This is a genomic window from Streptomyces sp. x-80 (assembly GCF_046549095.1).
Classification (GTDB): Bacteria; Actinomycetota; Actinomycetes; order Streptomycetales; family Streptomycetaceae; genus Streptomyces; species Streptomyces celluloflavus.
The window spans coordinates 158,288-176,409 of record NZ_JAJPWM010000019.1 but is presented as its reverse complement, the minus strand read 5'-3'; the positions used below and the strand labels follow the sequence as shown (position 1 = coordinate 176,409).

The 18,122-nt window shown below is 74.4% G+C and carries 11 protein-coding genes; 3 read left to right on the top strand and 8 right to left on the bottom strand.

Annotated features, from left to right (window positions below; all coding sequences use genetic code 11):
- Positions 1 to 52 precede the first annotated feature (52 nt).
- Positions 53 to 787, bottom strand: a complete 735-nt coding sequence (locus tag ACLJWH_RS32060) for an ABC transporter ATP-binding protein (RefSeq protein WP_242641104.1) — start codon at positions 785 to 787, stop codon at positions 53 to 55.
- 85 nt (positions 788 to 872) lie between these two features.
- Positions 873 to 1,808, bottom strand: coding sequence for an ABC transporter permease (locus tag ACLJWH_RS32055; RefSeq protein WP_411145261.1), 936 nt, complete (start codon positions 1,806 to 1,808; stop codon positions 873 to 875).
- Positions 1,809 to 1,945: 137 nt separating this feature from the next.
- Here ACLJWH_RS32055 and ACLJWH_RS32050 point away from each other — a divergent pair, with 137 nt between their 5' ends.
- Both ACLJWH_RS32050 and ACLJWH_RS32045 read left to right on the top strand, forming a co-directional pair.
- Positions 1,946 to 2,569: a TetR/AcrR family transcriptional regulator gene (locus tag ACLJWH_RS32050; protein ID WP_411145260.1), complete on the top strand. Its 624-nt coding sequence runs from the start codon at positions 1,946 to 1,948 to the stop codon at positions 2,567 to 2,569.
- A 257-nt stretch (positions 2,570 to 2,826) separates the two neighbouring features.
- The gene (locus ACLJWH_RS32045) at positions 2,827 to 5,028 is read left to right on the top strand and encodes a PIG-L family deacetylase (protein WP_411145259.1); all 2,202 of its coding nucleotides are present in this window, start codon (positions 2,827 to 2,829) and stop codon (positions 5,026 to 5,028) included.
- Here the strand turns inward: ACLJWH_RS32045 and ACLJWH_RS32040 are convergent.
- The 3 genes from ACLJWH_RS32040 to ACLJWH_RS32030 all read right to left on the bottom strand — a co-directional run bounded on the left by ACLJWH_RS32040 (position 4,983) and on the right by ACLJWH_RS32030 (position 9,137).
- Positions 4,983 to 5,477, bottom strand: a complete 495-nt coding sequence (locus ACLJWH_RS32040) for a GtrA family protein (protein WP_411145258.1) — start codon at positions 5,475 to 5,477, stop codon at positions 4,983 to 4,985. The two genes, ACLJWH_RS32045 and ACLJWH_RS32040, sit on opposite strands and share 46 nt — an antisense overlap.
- Positions 5,477 to 6,505, bottom strand: a complete 1,029-nt coding sequence (locus ACLJWH_RS32035; protein ID WP_411145257.1) for a glycosyltransferase family 2 protein — start codon at positions 6,503 to 6,505, stop codon at positions 5,477 to 5,479. Before ACLJWH_RS32035 ends, ACLJWH_RS32040 begins: the two co-directional genes overlap by 1 nt.
- Before the next feature lie 61 nt (positions 6,506 to 6,566).
- Positions 6,567 to 9,137: a YfhO family protein gene (locus ACLJWH_RS32030; protein ID WP_411145256.1), complete on the bottom strand. Its 2,571-nt coding sequence runs from the start codon at positions 9,135 to 9,137 to the stop codon at positions 6,567 to 6,569.
- A gap of 321 nt (positions 9,138 to 9,458) precedes the next feature.
- On the opposite strand from ACLJWH_RS32030, the gene ACLJWH_RS32025 reads away from it, so the two are divergent.
- A complete protein-coding gene (locus ACLJWH_RS32025) occupies positions 9,459 to 11,450 on the top strand; it encodes a glycosyltransferase family 2 protein (protein ID WP_411145255.1) in 1,992 nt (663 codons plus the stop codon).
- 67 nt (positions 11,451 to 11,517) lie between these two features.
- Here ACLJWH_RS32025 and galE read toward each other — a convergent pair whose 3' ends face one another.
- The 3 genes from galE to ACLJWH_RS32010 form a co-directional block, all read right to left on the bottom strand.
- Positions 11,518 to 12,504 (bottom strand): UDP-glucose 4-epimerase GalE, encoded by a 987-nt coding sequence (gene galE, locus ACLJWH_RS32020; protein ID WP_411145254.1) that lies wholly within the window; start codon positions 12,502 to 12,504, stop codon positions 11,518 to 11,520.
- 47 nt (positions 12,505 to 12,551) lie between these two features.
- Positions 12,552 to 14,189 carry a glycosyltransferase family 2 protein gene (locus ACLJWH_RS32015; protein WP_411145253.1) on the bottom strand — a complete coding sequence of 546 codons (1,638 nt, stop codon included), beginning with the start codon at positions 14,187 to 14,189 and terminating at the stop codon, positions 12,552 to 12,554.
- A 208-nt stretch (positions 14,190 to 14,397) separates the two neighbouring features.
- Entirely contained in the window at positions 14,398 to 17,994 is a 3,597-nt protein-coding gene (locus tag ACLJWH_RS32010) for a CDP-glycerol glycerophosphotransferase family protein (protein WP_411145252.1), read from the bottom strand.
- Between the last annotated feature and the right edge of the window lie 128 nt (positions 17,995 to 18,122).

Genomic DNA, 18,122 nt, shown 5'->3' with positions numbered 1-18,122 from the left:
ATGCGGGCGCGGCGCGGTCCGGCCGGGTGGCGGCGTCCGTGCCGGGTGCGGGCTAGCGGAAGTCCTCGTACGCCGCAAGGACGTCCTCGGTCGGGCCGTCCATCAGCAGTTCGCCCTTCTCCAGCCACAGCACGCGGTCGCAGGTGTCGCGGATGGAGTTGTTGTTGTGGCTGACGAGGAAGACCGTGCCGGCCTCCTCGCGCAGTTCGCGGATGCGCTCCTCGGAGCGGCGCTGGAAGGCACGGTCGCCGGTGGCCAGTGCCTCGTCGATCAGCAGCACGTCGTGGTTCCTGGCGGCGCCGATGGAGAAGCGCAGACGGGCCGCCATACCGGAGGAATAGGTGCGCATCGGCAGCGAGATGAAGTCGCCCTTCTCGTCGATGCCGGAGAAGTCGACGATGTCCTGGTAGCGCTCGCGGACCTCCTCGCGGCTCAGGCCCATGGCCAGACCGCCGAGGACGACGTTCTTCTCGCCGGTCAGGTCGTTCATCAGCGCGGCGTTGACGCCCAGCAGCGAGGGCTGGCCGTGGGTGTAGACCCGGCCGCTCGCGGGCGGCAGCAGTCCGGCGACGGCGCGCAGCAGGGTGGATTTCCCGGACCCGTTGGAGCCGATCAGGCCGATCGCCTCGCCCTTGCGGGCGACGAAGGTGACCCCCCTGACAGCGTGCACCTCGCGGGTGCCGGCGGCCGCGGTACGGCGGGCGAGCCGGCTCAGCGCGGAGACGGCGCTGCCCCGGCCGCTGCCCGCGCCGTGCACCTTGTAGACGATGTGCACATCGTCGGCGATGACGGTGGGGGCGCCGGCCGCGTCGGCCGCGGGGTGCGGGCCGGTGGCGGGTGCCGGAGCGGGGCGCCCGGTGCGGGTGTCGGTGTCAGCCACGGCCGTACTCCTCCTCCGCCTTCCAGAAGAAGACGTATCCGACGGCGCCGGACAGCAGTGCCCAGCCCAGGGCCATCGGCCAGACGTGCGCCGGCAGGGTGCCGGCCCGCACGGTGTCGATCAGGGCGTACCGCATCAGATCGATGTAGATCAGCGCGGGGTTGGCGTTCAGGGCCACCACGACCGCCTGGGGCGCGTGCTGGGTGAAGACCGAGATGTTGTAGAAGACGCCCGAGGCGTACATCCAGGTACGCAGGACGAACGGCATCAGCTGGGCGGTGTCGGCGGACCGCGCCCCGATCCTGGCCAGCACCATCGCGAGCCCGGTGTTGAAGACGGACTGGAGCAGCAGAGCCGGGACCATCAGCAGCCAGTGCCAGGTCAGCGGCACCCCGCAGAGCAGCACGATGGCGGCGAGCACGCCCATCGAGAAGAGCAGCTGCTGGAGCTGGATGAGGGTGTACGCGATCGGCAGGCAGGCGCGCGGGAAGTGCAGCGCGCGGACCAGGCCGAGGTTGCCGGAGATGGCGCGGGTGCCCGCCAGCACCGTGGACTGGGTGAAGGTGAAGACGAAGATGCCGGTGCACAGGAACGGGATGAAGTTCGGGACGCCGCGGCTGGTGTGCAGCAGCAGGCCGAAGATCAAGTAGTAGACGCCCGCGTTGAGCAGCGGGGTCATCACCTGCCAGAGCTGGCCGAGCCGGGCGGTGGTGTACATCGAGGTGAGCCGGGCGGTGGCGAACGCGGCGATGAAGTGCCGGCGGGCCCAGAGCCGGCGGGTGTATTCGGGCAGCGGCGGGCGGGCGCCGCTCACCGCCAGGCCGTGGCGTTCGGCCAGTGCGCGCAGCTCCGGGTCGGGGACCGCGCCGGGGGCGGGGGCCCGTGCGGGGGCCGGGGCCGGGGCCGGGGGAGCGAGGGTCTGGGGCATGGGGCCGCCTTCGTACGTGACGACGTCAGGGGCGTGAGACGCATTACGACGGAACGGGTCCGTATCGTCGTGACGCCGACAGTAGGGCGGGGTGAGGTCGAAACGCAACCGTAGCGTCGTGACGCTATGATCACGCCATGGCAGAAGAGGGCACCGAAGGCACCCCCGCGACGGCGAAACGGGCCCCGGCCGGCGCCGCCGTGCTGCGGGCGGAGAAGACCGAGGCCATCCGCGCCGCGGTCTTCGCGGAACTGGCCGCGGTCGGCTTCGCCCGGATGTCGGTCGAGGGCATCGCCCGGCGCGCGGGCGTCGGCAAGACCGCCGTCTACCGGCGCTGGCGCTCCAAGCTCCACCTCGTACTCGACGTGGTCTCCGCGGTGGTCGCGGTCGGTCTGCCGACCCCGGACACCGGGTCGCTGCGCGGCGATGTGCGGATGATGCTGGAGGTCGCGGCCCGCGCGCTGCGGCACCCGATGGCGTCGCAGATCATCCCCGACCTGCTGGCCGAGGCGGCCCGCAGCCCGGAGCTGGCGGGGGCGCTCAAGGCCACGCTGCACGACAGCCAGGAGAGCGTCGCGGCGGCGATGGTGGCGCGGGCCGTCGAACGCGGCGAGATCCCGGCCGGGGCCGACGGCCGGCTGGCCCTGGACCTGATGACCGGGCCGCTGTACTGGCGGCTGCTGGTCGTCCGCGACGACCTGCCGGCCGGCTATCTCGACGAGCTGTCGGCGGCGGTCGTCGGCGCGCTCGGCGGGCGCTGAGCCGGACGGGCGGTGCGGCGGGCCGGGCACGCGGCGAAGGCGGGCCGGGCGGCCGGGCGTGACCGGACCGCGACCGCGCCCGCGACCGCGCCCGCGACCCGATCGCGGCCGGACGGCGACTGCGGACCGGGCCTTTCACGGCGTGTCGGGCCGTGTCCGGTGGCGTCCGGCAGGGTCCCGCTGTGTCTGAATGGGTCTGTCCCTCCGGGGTCCGTCCATCGATGCGGCGCCGTTGCGTGTCGCGGAGGAGATGCCGAGTGCCTGCGCGCCCGCCCCGTATGTCCCGCCGCCGACTGCTCCAGGTGACCGGCGGCGCTCTGGTCGCGGCCTCGGCCGGTGCGGGGGTCTGGGCCTGGGTCTCCCCGGACGAGCCGCGGCACGCCGGGCCGGCCGGCGCCCGGCGGTCCGCCACGGCCGCCGCCGACCAGGTGTTCCTGCACGTCATCGCGCACCCGGACGACGCGCTGTTCTTCATGAACCCGGACCTGGAGCAGTCCATCCGCAGCGGCGCCCGCTCGGTGACGGTCTGTCTGACGGGCGGTGAGTCCGACGGCCACAACGCCGGACCGGGCACCCCCGACCGCGGCCGCGTCCCGTGGGACCGGGCCGCCTTCGCCCGCGCCCGGATGAACGGGATGCGCGCCGCGCACGCGGTGATGGCCACCGGTGACCCCGACGGCCCCTGGGACGTGGTGGCCCTCTCGCTGCTCCCCGGCTTCCAGGTGGAGATGCAGACCCTGCGTGCCGCGCCGTGGCACCAGCTGATCTTCCTGGAGCTGGTCGAGGCCCGGACCGTCGAGGGGCCCCGGGCCACCAGCCTGCGCGGCCTCTGGCTCGGGGTCGCCGACACCCTCCCCACGCTGCGTCCCACCGGCACCCCCGTACCGCGGCAGTACCGCTACACCCGTGACCAGGTCACCCGGACGCTGCGGGCGGTGCTGGACCGGGTGCGGCCCACGGTCGTCCGGACACTCGATCCGAACGCGGTGCATTCCCCCAAGAAGCCGCCGCCCACCCCCGATCCCCGGCTGATCGGTCTGCGCTACTACGACCACCAGGACCACACCGCCTCCGCCTACTTCACCCAGGCGGCGCTGGCCGGTTACTGGGGGCGCGGGCACCGCCGCCCCGCCGTGGTGGAGAACTACCTCGGCTACGAGAACGGCGCGCTGCCCCACGACCTCGACATCAGGACCGCCCGGCGCAAGGCCGATCTGCTGTCCGTCTACGGCTGGGCCGACCACCGCCGGTGCGGCGACCCGGACGGCTGCGGCGACCGCAAGGTGGGCGGGACGACGTTCGGCGGCAGAGCGCGGAACTGGACCCGCAGCACCCGGCTGCGTGCGCCCGGTTCCAACGGCTGGCTCCGGCCCGACCCGGACGGCCGGCTCACGGCCTTCGCGATCAGGAACGGCGCGGCGTACAGCTGGACCGAGACCGAGGTGGCCGGCGGCGTCTTCGGCCCGCCGGTCCCGATCGGCGGCGAGCTGCTCCAGGGGCAGCTCCACGCGGTGTGCCACCCCGACGGCTTCCAGCTGCTGGCTTCCCGTACCGTGCTGCCGGGCCGCGACGGCGACCACCGCCGCGAGCTGCTGAGCGCGATGCAGCGGGGCACCGCGCGGGGCGGCGTGCCCACCTTCGAGCGCTGGGAGTCGCTGGGCTCCCCGGACCCCGACCCGGTCAAATCTCTGGAGATCGGTTTCCCGGCCGGGGTGGCGACCGCCGACGGCACGGCGCACGTCTTCGTACGGACCTGGGACGGCGGCGTCGCCTGCCGCAGTCGCGCGCGCGGCGCGGACTGGTCGCGCTGGCAGCGGCTGGAGGGCCCGGTCAGCGCGCTGCACACCTCGCCGCAGATCATCGACGGGCTGGACGCGTGTGTGGACTCCGACGGGCTGGTCCACCTCGTCGCGCAGAGCGCCAGGACCGTGCAGCACTGGGTGTCCAAGGAGGCCGGGCAGATCCCGCGGCCGGCCGCGGCCACCGGTCTGCCGGAGGCGGCCGGGCCGGTCAGCATCGTCCCGATGAGCGACGGCGCGGTCCGGATCGCCTACCGCCGGCCGGACACCGCGCAGGTGCTGATCGCCGAGCGGCAGCGGCTGATGGGCGGCTGGCAGGTGACGGCGCAGTGCGATCCGGTCGGCGGCTACGGCCGGGTGGCCCTGGCGCCGGTCGGTCTCGATGACCAGATGGTGATCGCGGCGCGGGACGGCGCGGGCGAGGTGCGGGTCGCGATGGCCGAGGACGAACCGGAGCCCTGGCAGCGGGGGAGGGTGGCGCACTCCGCGGCGGCCGGGGTTGCCCAGGACGGCGCCGGCCGGGCCGTCGTGGTGGCGCTCGGCAACGACGGCAGGCTGTACGCGGCCCATCAGACGGCGGCCGGCCTGACCGCGCCGTTCGAGGGCTGGCGGGCTCAGGCCGGTTCGTTGGAGCGGACCGGCGGCGACGGCGCGGTCTGAGCCGGGGAGCCGCCGGGGCCGGCCGCCCGCGGGTCCGCGGCGGCCTTCCGGCGGCCCGGCAGCAGTATCCGCCGGGAGACCAGATAGGTGAACGGGATCGCGAGCAGCGCCGCCAGCAGCGGCGCCACCGTACTGCTGAGCCCGCACCAGCCCACCAGCGCCACCAGACCCGCGCTCTGTACCGCGTAGTTGGTGACCTGGGTCAGGGGGAAGAGCAGGAACTTCCGCCAGGACGGCCGGGTGCGGTAGGTGAAGTACGTGTTCAGGAAGAACGAACCGGTCAGGCTCACCAGGAAACCGGCGGTGTACGCCGCGAAATACGGCAGCACCCGGTGCAGCGGCAGATAACAGAGGTAGAACGTCCCGGTGTTGACCCCGCCGACGACGGCGAAGCGCGCGAGCCTGCCCCACTGGTCGGCCGACGGCAGCCGGCGGGTCGGCCGCCCCATCAGCCGGCCTGCGGGGTGCGCCGGGCGGAGCCGGGGGAGCACGCGGTGTTCGCGGACCCGGCGACGGCGGCGACCGCCGCGGCCCCTGCCGGGGGGCGGGTGCGGGCCGTGCCGTCGGTCTCCTTGACGAGGAAGTGCGGCCGCCGCTTGGACTCGTAGTAGATCCGGCCGATGTACTCGCCGATCAGCCCGAGCATCACCATCTGCACCCCGCCCAGGCCGACCGTGATGGCCACCAGCGTCACATAGCCGGGCGCGGTGACACCGCCGGCGAGGGCGGCACCGATGATCCACAGGGTGTAGACCGCGGCGAGCGAGGCCAGGCTGAGCCCGGCGTAGATGGCCAGCCGCAGCGGGCGGCAGTTGAACGAGATCAGGCCGTCGATCCCGTAGTTGATCAGCGAGCCGAAGCGCCACTTCGTCTCGCCGGCCTCCCGGGCGGCGTTGCGGTAGTCGAAGGTGACGGTGTCGAAACCGATCCAGGAGAACAGGCCCTTGGAGAAGCGGTTGTACTCCGGCAGCGAGATCAGGGCGTCCACGGCCGTACGGGACAGCAGCCGGAAGTCGCCCACGCCGTCGGTGAGTTCGACATCGACCCAGGTGTTGACGGCGCGGTAGTAGAGCCTGCTGAGCGCGGACCGCAGCCGTTTGTCGCCCTCCCGGCTGCGCTTGGCGACGACCTGGTCGTGGCCGAGCTGGTAGAGGTCGAGCATCTTCTCGATCAGCTCCGGCGGGTGCTGGAGATCGGCGTCCATGATGATCACCGCGTCGCCGGTGGCTTCCCGGAGACCGGCCAGCATCGCGGGCTCCTTGCCGAAGTTGCGGCTGAAGGAGACATAGCGGGTGGTGCTGGGGTGCTGCTGGGCGAGGGTGCGCAACCGGTGCAGGGTGCCGTCGGCGCTGCCGTCGTCCACGTAACACAGTTCGTACTCGACGGCGAGTGGGGCCAGGACCGTGCGGATCGTGTCGTCGAAGCGGCTTATGACGGCCTCTTCGTTGTAGCAGGGGACGACGATGGAGAGCTTCATGGGCGGGCCTTTTCGCCGGGGGCGGGGGACGGTTTCGCACGCCGTCCCCTGAGAGGCAATTTTACTGATCTTCCGGAATGTCACGATTCGGGAGAGGCGGTGTGGCGACGGTCCGGCGCCTGCGGACGGCCGTGACGGTGCCCACCGCGGCCACCGCCAGCCCGGCCGCGCCGCTCGCCACCAGCCCCGCCGCCAGGCCCGGCGGGGTGTACGCACACGCCAGGTGGGCGGCCCCGGCGCCCAGCGGGACGGCCAGCAGACCGGCGAACGAGTCCGGGTCGCGGGCCGGTCCGCCGTCCACCGAGCAGCTCCAGCCCGGGACGGCCGGGACCGCGAGCACCGCGTTCCCGCCGTCGCCCGGGGCCAGCTGGGCGGTCAGCCCGTGGCCGCTGGTGGTGAGCTTCGCCGGGGCGCCGGCGCGCAGCGCCGCCACCGCCGCGGTCAGCTTGGCCGGGGAGACGCAGCCGACGGCGTGCTCGGGGATCCGCTGGGGGCCGGGGCCGCTGAAGCGCACCGACACCGTGCCGTCCGCGGGCACCGTGCCCAGCGTCCGGACCGGGTTGGCGGTGACATCGCGGTGGCCGATGCCCGTACTGCCGCCGCCCAGGCCGCTGACCCGTCCGTAGAACCAGGGCGCGGACCAGACGGCGGTACTGCCGGGGGTGCACCGCGCCGTGAAGGTGGTGCCGGCGCCGTCCGGACCGGCGGCCGGCCGGACGCTGCGCGCCGCGGGTTTGGGCGCGGCGGGCAGCGTCCAGCCGTCGCGGCCGTGGCGGGGGACCGGCCCCGCCGTCGGGGTCAGGGCCGGCACCTCGTAGACACCGGCGCCCAGCACCCGCTCCTGGCGGGCGAAGACGCTCTCGCCGCCGTCCCCCCGCGGCAGCGCGCCGCGCACGGTCAGCAGCGGGGCCGCCGGTGAGCGGTGGGTGACGTACCGGCCGCGGCCGTGCGGCACCGGGGTCAGATAGCTGCTGACGCCCATGATCGCGCGGCCCACCGGGTCCTCGAAGCTGAGCGTGTGGCGGCCCCGCATGTACCACCCCGCGCCCAGACCGCGCAGGGTGCGGGCGGTTTCGGCGGGCACATAGCTGCTGTAGTACGAGCCGCCCTCGCCGCCGATCAGCAGCGGATCGTTGTCGGCGAACTCGTGCGGACCGGGGTCGGTGCGCGAGCGGGGCCAGTCGGCGCGCGCGGTCAGCCCGTCCTGGGCGGCCAGCGCCCGCTCGCTCAGCGTGGTCTTCGGCCGGAACCACGGGATCTTGTCCCGGACGGCCGTCACGGAGAGTGCCGCATAGGCCGAGCTGAGCACGACCGTGCAGGTCAGGGCGGTGGTGGCGGCGGTCCGCAGGCCGCTGGGGGCGCGGTGGCGGTGGAGTGCGACCAGCGCCGCGAACACCAGCGCGCCGCCGCCGGGCACCAGGATCCAGGTGGCGGTGGCGACCGAGCTCTGGTTGTGGCAGACCACCGTGAGCAGTGCGACCAGCGCCGCTCCGGCGGCCAGTTCGCGGGGGCGCGGCCGGTGTGCCAGGGCGAGCCAGGCGATCATCACCAGGATCGCGCTGAGGACGAAGGAGGCACGGTACGGGCTGCCGTTGGGCAGCGCGAAGCCGTGCCACAGCAGGATCGCCGGCTCCCAGACGAGGGAGCCGGCGATCCCCGCCATCAGGGCGTACCAGCCGATCCGCGCCCGGCGTGGCACGGCGCGCACGAACGGGAAGGCGGCCACCAGCAGCAGGCCGGGCACGCCGATGAAGATGTGCGGGACGGACTCGCCGCCGCGGCCGCCGGGCAGCAGCTGGGCCAGCTGGTAGAGCGGCGCCGGCGGGCCGCGGTAGACCGCTTCGAGCGGGGGCTGGGACGCCTTGCTGGCCAGGAAGGTGACGGTCAGCGCGGGCGCCGCGAGCAGAATGCCGGCCGCCGCCATCGAGACGGCCCGCGCCAGGGACCGCAGCCGGTCGCGCACCGGCGTCCCGGTGGCCAGCAGCAGCCGCAGACCCAGCACCAGCGCCATGGCGAGGGTGGCCATCGCCGCCGTGTAGAAATTGCCCGCCCAGGCGAGGGCGACCAGCAGGGTGCCGGCCACCCAGCGCCGACGGTGCAGACACCAGTCGGCGGCGATCCCGGTCATCGGCAGTGCGGCCAGGCCCCACATCCACATCGGGTCGGCGTAGCCGTCGTTCAGCACCCAGGCGCAGAGTCCGTAGCCCACCGAGAGCAGCGCCCGCAGCAGACCGGAGCCGGGGTGCAGCCGGCCGAGGAAGACGGTCATCAGGGCGCTGCCGAGGCCGATGCTCAGCAGCGTCACCAGGAAGACCGGGAAGTCCACCCGGTCGCGGGGGAAGAGCCCGACGAGCCAGGAGAACGGGTTCATCAGGTAGGTGAGGAAGTCGGCGAGGAAGGGGACGCCGTAGCCGCTGTTCCAGTTGAAGAACAGGTCACCGCTGGTGTTGCCGTGCAGCAGATCCCAGAGCCGGGCATGGAACGGGACGAACTGATTGCCCAGATCGTTGACGGCGCGCGAGCGCGGGCCGAAGGGGTAGCTGCCGTGGACCGTGAGCGCCAGGCAGTACGCCCCCATGGACAGCAGCGCGGCGAGCCCGGGTGCGGCCAGGCGCCTGATGGTCGGTCTCACTGTCGCCGCGTTCTCCCTGCTCATCCGGACGAGGAACGAGTAGCCGGCAGTTCGGGGTGCGATGTTTCACGTGAATCCAAGGCCCGGAGAGGACTCTCGGTCGCGCCGCCTCGTGCGGGCTTGATCGTTGCGCGGAGCGGCGGGGCAACCTCGCGGGCCCGGATTGCATCTTGAAGGAATACGGGGGCGTTGGACCCGCCGATGTCGCGCGTGGATCGGCGGTCAGTCACTCTACGGTATATGTCCGAATGATCCCCATTGTTCTGCCGGTGTGCGGGACAGATCCGGGTCGGACGGCAAGAACGGAGGGCCGCAGTGCCCGTGTCTGACGAAACCCCGGCCGAGATCCCCGTCACTCCCGCCGAGATACCCGGCGTGGCGAGACCCGGCGCCGCGGTGCCCGGTGCCGCGGCACCGGCCGTCTCGGTGATCGTGCCGGTCCACAACACCCTGCCCTACCTCGACCGGAGCATCGGCTCGGTCCTCGCCCAGACGCTGGGCCAGGACCGCATCGAGCTGATAGCGGTGGACGACGGCTCCGGTGACGGCAGCGGCGCATGGCTGGACGAACAGGCCCGCCGGCACCCGAACCTGACGGTGATCCACCAACCGGCGTCGGGCGGCGCGGGCAAACCGCGCAACGTCGGACTGGCCCACGCCACCGGCGACTACGTCTTCTTCCTCGACTCCGACGACCGGCTCGGCACCGAGGCGCTGGCCCGCCTCACGCAGATGGCCGACACCTACGAGTCGGACATCGTCTACGGGCGGATCGTCGGCGCCGAAGGCCGCGGCGCCCCCATCGACCTGCGCACCAGCAACGGCCAGGTCTCCATCTTCGACTCCCCGGTCTACTGGACGCTGGCCGCCTACAAACTCTTCCGCCGCTCCTTCGTCGAACAGCACCGACTGCGCTTCGTCGAGGGACGGCTGCTCGCCGAGGACCTGCCGTTCGGCATACCGGCCCTGCTGCACGCCAAGACCGTCTCCATCCTCGCCGACTACGACTGCTACTACCTCTACGGCCGCGAAGACGACAGCAACGCCAGCCGCCAGGACATCGACTGGACCGAGCACCTCGACTACATCGGCACCGTCCTCACCGAGGTCGCCGAGGCGGTCCCGCCGGGCCCCGACCGCGACAAGCTCATGGTCCGGCACTTCCACGGCGAGATACTCGGCGCGTTCGGCGCCCCCTACCTCGCCCGCGACGAGACCGGCCGCCGGGCGATGGCCGACGCCGCCCGCCCGCTCGTCGACAGCTACCTCACCGACCGGGTGCTGGCCGCCCTGCCGCCCCGCCTCCGGCTGCGCGCCCACTGCCTGCGCGCCGGTCTCACCGACGAGCTGACCGGCGTCATCCAGGCCGACACCGAGGCCCGGCCCGGACCGCCGCACCTCGACGAGGAGGGACGGCGCTACGCCGCCTACCCCTACTTCCGCGATCCGGAGCGCGACATCCCGGACGCCTGCTACGAACTCACCGACCACCTCGTCCTGCGCCAGCGGCTCACCGGCCGGCAGTGGGCGGGCGACATCCTGCGGCTGCACGGCACGGCCGAACTCCCCGGGCTGGACCACACCGCCGTCGACGTCCTGCTGCGCGGCAACGGCACGGAACACCACGTCACGGCCCGCTGCGCCGACGGCGTATGGCACGCCGACATCGACCCGGCGACCGCGGCGGACGGCGGGCCGCTCGCCGCCGGCGTCTGGGGCATGAAGATCGCGGTCACCGCGTACGGCGCGGGCGGGACGGCGGCACCCGGCCTGCGCCGGGACGCCTGGCTCTGCCCCCAGGACGACGACGGCTCCGGCCCGGAGCCGCGGATCGTCGGCCGCGGCGCCGCGGGTCCGGCCGTCGCCGCGCTCTTCCTCTCCGAACCGCACGGCCATCTCCACCTCGACCTGGACCACGAAGGCCGGCGCCGGCCGCTCGGCGGCGATCTGCGCGGCGCGGCCGCCTGCACCCGCTTCGGGCGGGCCCTCGTCGTCGCCCGGCTCACGCTGCCGGGCTGCCCGGCCGACGCCGGCCTCGAACTGATCCTGTTCGGCGGCGGGCAGACCATCACCCTGCCCACCACGGTCGAGCGGAGCGCCGGGGACCGGCTCGCCGTACGGTCCGTGCTGCGCGGCGCGCCGCCCGGCACCTGGCGGGTGGCACTGCGGGTGACCACCGGCGAACTGCTCCGCGAACTGCCGGTCCGGACGGGCGGCGCGGCCGAGGCCGGGACACACCTGACCCTCACCGTGCCGAAGCGGCCCTCGCCGGCCGCACCGCTGCGCCTGCTGCGGCGGCGGCTGGGACGGTGACAACGGCCCGCGCCCCGTCCCCGGTCGAGGGGGACAGGGCGCGGGCCGTTGCGTACGCCGGTGCCGGTCAGCCGCGACGGGCCTGCGGGTGGTGGTGCTGCCAGCCCGCCCAGGCCGAGGTGATCATGTCGCGCACATCGTGGCGCGCCCGCCAGCCCAGCTCGGCGGTGATCCGGTCGGCGGCGGCGACCACCCGGGCCGGGTCGCCGGGGCGGCGCGGGGTGACCTCGGGAGTGACGCCCGCGTACCCGGTGATCTCGGTGATCAGATCGACCAACTCGCGCACCGACACGCCCTCGCCGCGGCCGATGTTCAGCGTCAGATCGCGCACCGGGCCCGGCTCGGCGAGCTTGCGGGCGGCCGCCACATGCGCGTCGGCGAGGTCGGCGATGTGGATGTAGTCGCGGATGCAGGTGCCGTCGGGGGTGTCGTAGTCATCGCCGAAGATGCGCGGTGCGGCGCCCGCGGTGAGCTTCTCGAAGACCATCGGGACGATGTTGTAGACCCCGGTGTCGGCCAGCTCGGGGGTGGCGGCGCCGGCCACGTTGAAGTAGCGCAGGCACGCGGTGCTGATGCCGTGCGCCTTGCCGGCCGCGCGGGCCATCCACTCGCCGACGAGCTTGGTCTCGCCGTACGGGTTCATCGGCGCGCAGGGGGTGTCCTCGGTGACCAGCTCCACGTCCGGCATGCCGTAGACGGCGGCCGACGAGGAGAACACGAAGCGGCCGACACCGCCCGCGGCCATCGCCTCCAGCAGCGTCTGGAGGCCGTGCACGTTCTCGCGGTAGTAGTGCAGCGGGATCTCGACGGACTCGCCGACCTGCTTCTTCGCGGCCAGGTGCACGACATCGGTGATGCCGTGCCCGGCGATGGTGCGGTCCAGCACCTCGCGGTCGAGGGTGGAGCCGACGACCAGCGGCACGTCCTCGGGGAGCCGGCCGGCCACCCCCGTGGACAGATCGTCCAGCACTACGACCTGCTCGCCGGCCCCGGTCAGGGCCCGTACGACATGGGAGCCGATATAGCCGGCACCACCCGTGATCAAGTAAGACATGACGCCAATCCTAGGTCGGTGGACGAAGACGGTGCGGGCCGGACGGGTCAGCGGCGCAGCCGCCGGGCGGCGATGCGCCATACGCTGCGCGGTCCGGACGCGAGGCGCAGCGCCAGCGCGCCGCCGGTGGTCGCGTACGGCTGCACCAGCAGCAGACCGTGCCGGCGGCTGGGCAGCACCCGGCGGCGCAGCCCCGGGCCCACCGCCCGCAGCGAGGCCCGGACGGTGGTGCCGTCGGCGCAGCTCACCCGCGCCGTCAGGTCCCACGGCTCGGGGCCGGCCGCCCGCCCGCCGTCCTGTCCGGCCAGGGCCGCGAGGTCCAGCCGCACCTCGGCCGTCCAGCCCGCGTCGGTGCCGGCCGGGGTGAGCGCGGCGGTGTGCACGGGGCCGCGCCGCTCGTCCCGGCGGCGGCGCAGCTCGATGTCGATGCTGACCGGTCCGGCCGCGGCCAGCTGCCCGTACAGCTCGTGGACGCGCAGCCGCAGCAGGCTGTGGGCCGCGATGACCGGTGCCGCGTCGATGGTCACCGGCAGCCGGTGCGCCGGCCCGGCGGTGAGCGCGTCCAGTTCGACGCCGGGCAGCTCCCGCGACCACACCGGACGCCCGCCCTCGGACGCGTACGGCGGCAGCAGCCGGCCCGGCCGGGCCGCGAGCTGGGTGAGCCGCACCAGGTCCCGCGGCGCCGGCGAGGCCAGCACGACCCGGGCGATCCAGCGGGCCGGGGCGCGGGCCGCGGCCACGTCCGCCTCGTCGAAGCCGGACAGGTAGTCGCGGGTCAGCCGCCACCACTCGGCGCGGTAGTCCGCACCGCGGGTGTGCAGCTCGCGGACGTACATCCGCAGGTCGTGATCGAGGAACTTGGTGTCCGCGGCATGCGCCAGCTCCTTGCGCCCGGCGTCGCGGAAGATCCGCACGCTGGTGCGGTGCGCCTCGATCCGCGCCTGCCAGTTCGCCACGTCCTTGCGGTCCAGCGAGATCGACTGCTTGGCGGCCGACCGGCGGACGTGCCAGATGTAGACGCGGTCGGGGATCGTCGCGATCCGCGGGGCCGCGGCCAGCACCCGCGCGGTGAAGACGAAGTCCTCGTACGTGAAACGGCCCTCGGGGAAGCGGATCGCGTGCGCGTCGAGGAACGCCCGGTCGTAGAGCCGGTTGACGCAGAGCGTGTCCCGGACCAGTTCGGGGGCGGCCTCGGGGGAGCCGTGCACGGCCGCCTCGCGGTAGAGCGCGGGCTGCCAGGGGACGTCGCGGCCGGCGGGCAGCTCACGGCGTACGCAGGCACCGGCCACCACCGGGGCGTCCTGCCGCAGCGCCGCGTCCAGCAGCGCCCGCACCGCGCCCTCGGGCAGTACGTCATCGCTGTCCAGGAACATCACGAAACGCCCGGTGGCGGCGCGCAGACCGTCGTTGCGCGGGGTGCCGCAGCCGCCGCTGTTGTCGGTGCGGTGGATCACCCGCAGCCGGGGTGCGGTGCGGGCGAGGTCGTCCAGGGCGGCGCCGGTGCCGTCGGTCGAGGCGTCGTTCACGGCGATCACCTCGCCGACCGCGTCTCCCTGGGCCAGCGCGGACCGTACGGCGGCACCGACGTGGGCGGCATCGTTGAAGGCGATGACGATGATGCTGACCTGCGCGGTGGGCGTGAGGGTGGGCCCGGAACGTGGCTCAGGGGCTTCTTTCACAGTCACTCAATCTACATTCCGTGTCGACGGCGTCTTCCGGTGCGAGCGGGCTCCGGTCTCCCTGTCCCCCTCAGGGTCAGAGGGGGAATCCCGCCGCCCGGTTGCGCCCGGCGGCACGGTTTTCCGCCACCGGGCCGCCGGTACCGAACGGAAAGACCGCGCCGGGGCGCGCGGGGTTCCGTGCGCGGCGGCCCCGCGGCCGGCCCCGGCGCGGTCAGTCCGTGAGCAGCTCCGCGACCCGGCCGGCCGCGCCGCCGTCGTCCCGGTGGCAGAAGGCGCCGCGGAAGTCCGCGTACGCGTCCGCGGAGGCCCGGGTGACCGCGTCCAGATCGCCCAGCGCGTCGATGAGCTCCTCCGTCGAAGCGAGCAGCGGGCCCGGGGCACGGGCCTCGAAGTCGAGGGTGAACCCCCGCAGGGTGTCGCGGTAGTGCGGCAGATCGGGGGTCAGGAAGAGCATCGGGCGGCCGGTGTTGGCGAAGTCGGCGGCGAGTGACGAGTAGTCGGTGACCAGGACGTCCGCGGCGAGCAGCAGCTCGGTGGCGTCCGGATGGGCGGAGACGTCGACGGCGAACGGCGCGTGGTGGGCCGGCAGCCGGTCGGCGACCAGCGGATGGCCGCGTACCAGCAGGACATGGCCGTCGGCCAGGGCCCGCCGGGCGGTGCCGAGGTCGAGCGGCAGATGGAGCCGGTGGTGGGAGGCGTCGTAGGCCAGGTCGTCGCGCGGCGTCGGCGCGTACAGCACCACCTTCTTGCCGGGCGGGATGCCGAGCCGCGCGCGGACGGCGGCCGCGGCCTCGTCGCGGTCGGCGGCGAAGAAGGCGTCGGTCCGCGGCAGCCCGGTCTCCAGCAGCTCGCCCGGGAAGCCGAGCGCGGAGCGCAGCACCGGTGTGCTGTGCGCGTTGGGCGACAGCAGCACGCTCCACTGCCGGCCGAGCCGCGGCCGCGGCGCCAGATGCGCCAGCCCCGCGCAGAGCGTGCCCGCCAGATCGGCGCCGATGCGCTTGAGCGGGGTGCCGTGCCAGGTCTGTACGACGGTCTGGCCGCCGCGGCGGGTGAACCAGGCGGGCAGATGGGTGTTGGTGACGATCCACCGGCTGTGCGCCAGCGCGCCGTGCCACTCGGCGCTGCCGACCAGCACCGCGCGGGCGGTGCCCGGCACCGTGCTCTGGGCGTCGCGCACCGCCCACAGATGGTCCACGTCCGCCCTTCTGCGCACCAGTTCCTCGTGTACGGCGCGCGGCGAGTCGCCGTAGGCGCGGCCGCCGAAGCTGCTGTAGAGGACGGTGTCGCGCAGCGGGCGGGTGCGGTGCAGCGGATAGTGCTGTTCGCGCAGCACCCGGCGGCGGTAGGGGCCACGGTCGGTGGCGGGCAGCGCCGGGCCGGCCGTGACGAACGCCTCGTCGTGCCGGTGCCGGTCGAGGGCCAGCGGCTTGCCGCGGACCGTACGGGCGGCAGGCAGCCCGTCGAAGAGGGTGGGCGTGCAGCGGACCGGGGCGTCCAGGAGCGAGCCGGCCGCGCCGCGCTCGCGCAGATGCAGCGTCCAGCGGCCCTCGCGCAGCGGCAGCGCCCCGGCGAGCGAGGGGAGCGCGCCGAGCGGCAGCGCGCAGTGGAACCGGCCGCCGTCGTGGGTGGTGGGGAAGGCCGCCTCGGCGGCGTGCGCACCGTGCTTGAGGACCAGCTCCGTGGCATGCGGTGCGGCGTCCGGCAGCGCACCGGCCACCAGCAGAGTGCCGTCCGCCCGCCAGACGGCCCGGTCCAGGAACGGCTGCGGGGTGCGGTCGTGCAGGACGAGATGCCCGGCGGCGGTGGCCGCGACGACCAGTTCGCGGCCGTGCGAGAGCGGATACGCGACGGGCGCGAGCCCCGGCGTACAGGCGATGTGGTCGGTGGCGCCGTCGGCCAGGACCAGCTCGGGGGACCAGGTCTCGGTGTGTGCCGGCGGGATCGCCCGCGGCGCGCCGTCCCGGGTGGGCCGGGCGGCGGCGAGGGCGTCGAGGCGGATCCGGACGGTCAGGCGGCGGGGGAGGCCGGGTGCGGCATCCGGGCCGGGCGGGGCCGCCGTCCCGCCGTCCGCCGCCCCCGCGGCGCCTCCCGGCTCCACCGGGAAGGACACCACCGTGCCGGTGCCCTGATGGGTCAGCCGCAGCGCGGCCGGGGGCGGGCCGGGCGCGGTGACGGTCAGGTCCAGGGCACCGGCCGCCGCCGCGTGGTGCCCGGCCAGCCGTCGGGCGGGGCGCCCGACGGTCAGCAGCAGCTTCCCGTCCGCGTACCGAGGGGTGATCCGTACGCCCCCGCCCGCCTCGTACGTGTCCGGCGCGGCGCCCGACCCGGTGTCCGCCGCGCTCAGCGCCCCGGCCCGCACCACACCGGCCGACGCGAGGAGTACCCCCACCGTCCAGTTCCCCGCCGCCCAGCGCCCGCCGCTGCGCAGCCGGCCCGGATCGATCCGGACCTCGAAGCCGGACCAGTCGTAACAGTGCCGCTCCTGGCCGGAGTCGGCGGTCGCCCGCGCCATCTCCACCGGCCGCAGCGGCAGCAGGATCCGGCGGCGCCCGTGGGCCAGCACCATCGTCCGCAGATAGCTGTGCCGGGACGGCGCGGGCAGATTGCGGATGGCGGCGTAGCCGCGCAGCAGCAGCGCGCCGTCCCGCCACACCGCCTCCGTCACCCGCGCCCGGACGGGGAAGTCGGCGCGCTCCAGCCGGGTCACCCCCGGCGGCAGATCGAGCGCGGGCGTCACCGACGGCACCGCCCGCTTGTGCAGCGGCGGCCCGGCGACGGTGAAGCCGGCCGGATCGCGCGCCTCGTGCGCCAGCAGCGCCAGCAGCTCCGCGAGCCGCCCGGCGCGGATCAGGTACCAGCGCATCCGCAGCTCCACCGGGAGCGCGCGGAACAGCCGCGGCTCCACGCGGCGGGCGAAGTCGCGGGCGCACTCCAGGAACGTGACCCGGCCCTCGGGACCGGCCGCCGGCAGCGCCTCGATCAGGCCGGGCAGCTCGTCGGTGAGCTGCGACCGGTCGTAGTCGCGCAGATGGGCGGTCCAGCGGGTACGGGCCGGGTCGGCGAGGAAGCCGCGGACGGCGGCCACCGCCGCGAACCGGTCCCGCACGCCCGCCGCGTCGAGCCGCCGGTGGCCGCCGGGGCCCTCCGGGAGGCGGTGGTAGCAGACGTGCTCGTGCAGGACGTCCACCGCGTCGGCGAGGAAGTGCGCGGGCAGCGTCAGCGCCGCGTCCTCGCACCACTCGCCCTCGGGGAAGGCGAGGTGGTGCCGGTCCCAGAAGGCGCGGCGGAAGACCTTGTTCCGGGCGAAGTGGTCGCGGAGCAGGGTGAGGTCCTCGGTGACATGGGTGCGCAGCGCGGTCTCGCGGCCGGCCGGGTGGCGCGCGGACTGGCTGCGGCCGGCCGCGCCGAGCCGGTAGACGTTGCCGGTCGCGAAGTCCGCGCCGGACCTCTCCAGCAGGCCGACGAGGTTGTCGTACGCGCGCGGCAGCAGCACGTCGTCGGCGTCGAGGAAGGCGAGATAGCCGGTGTCCGGATAGGCGTGCCGGGCACCGGTGTTGCGGGCGGCGCCGGGACCCGGGGTGCCGCCGGGCTGCCGGACGATCCGGAACCGCGGGTCACGCTCGGCGAACCGGCGGGCGAGGGCGTGCCCGGCGTCCGCGGGCGCGTCCGGCGCGGGCCCGGCGTCCACCAGCACCACGTCCAGTTCGGCCAGTGTCTGTGCCGCCACCGACTCCAGACACTCCTCCAGGTTCCGCTCGGATCCCTCGGCGCGAGGGACCGGGACGACGACGGTGAGCCGAGGCTTCATACGCGGACCGAGCCTTTCCGGACAGGCGAATCACGGGACGGGGCCTTCAACTCGGCCATCGGCGGCACGGTCACCGGATCTGCGCTGAAAGGGTGAGGAGGATGATCGACACGCTGTGTCCGCGTGGC